A 995-nucleotide genomic window follows, 5' to 3' on the forward strand; every position below is an offset into this window, starting at 1 on the left:
CGCCCGCGCCACGTCGTCTTGGTACTTCAGCAGCGCGCCGAGGGTGGCCTCCACCAGGGGGGGCTCGAGCGCCACCGCGTCCAGCGCCATCAGCGAGGCGGCCCAGTCGAGGGTCTCGGCCACGCCGGGGGCCTTGTAGAGGTCCTGCTTGCGCAGCTCCTGCACGAAAGCCACCACCTGCTGCGCGAGCTTCTCCGGCACGCCGGGCACCTTCTCGCGCACGATGCGGTACTCCTTCTCGAAGGAGGGGTAGTCGATCCAGTAGTACAGGCAGCGGCGCTTGAGCGCGTCGTGGATCTCGCGGGTGCGGTTGGAGGTGATCACCACCACCGGGGGACGCTCGGCCCGCACCGTGCCCACTTCGGGGATGGTGATCTGCCAGTCGGAGAGGAACTCGAGCAAGAAGGCCTCGAACTCCTCGTCGGCGCGGTCGAGCTCGTCGATGAGCAGCACCGGGGCCTTGCCGTCCACGCTCCTGAGCGCCTGCAGCAGGGGTCGCTCGAGCAGGAACTCCCGCCCGAAGACCTCGTGGCGCACCCGCTCGGCCTCGCGCTCGCCGGAGGCCTCGAGCAGCCGGATCTGCATCATCTGGCGGGCGTAGTCCCACTCGTAGACCGCGTTGTTCACGTCCAGCCCCTCGTAGCACTGCAGCCGGATCAGGCGGGTGGAAAGCATGCCGGCCAGCACCTTCACGATCTCGGTCTTGCCCACCCCGGGCTCGCCCTCCAGCAGCAGGGGCCGCCCCAGCTTGAGGGCCAGAAAGACCGAAACCGCCAGCCCCTTGTCGGCGATGTAGCGGTGGGCCTCGAGGGCAGCGAGGGTCTCCTCGACGTTGGAGGGCGTCATGGCTCCATTTTCGCTCAACCGCGAGCGCCGAACGCAAGACGAGCGACACTTGGCTTTCCGCCGTCAGCCATCAGCGGTCAGCCGTCAGCTAGTGCCCTGTGCTTCGCCCCGCCCCCAGCCCTCCCTGCCTGCGGGGAGGGGTATCCCCC

At 68.9% G+C, this 995-nt stretch carries 1 protein-coding gene; it reads right to left on the reverse strand.

The window, feature by feature from the left end; genetic code table 11:
- On the reverse strand, nucleotides 1-846 hold an 846-nt coding region (locus Mterra_RS21475; protein ID WP_147373063.1), incomplete at its 3' end, for an AAA family ATPase.
- Nucleotides 847-995 lie beyond the last annotated feature (149 nt).

Source organism: Calidithermus terrae (assembly GCF_003574345.1).
Lineage (GTDB): Bacteria > Deinococcota > Deinococci > Deinococcales > Thermaceae > Calidithermus > Calidithermus chliarophilus.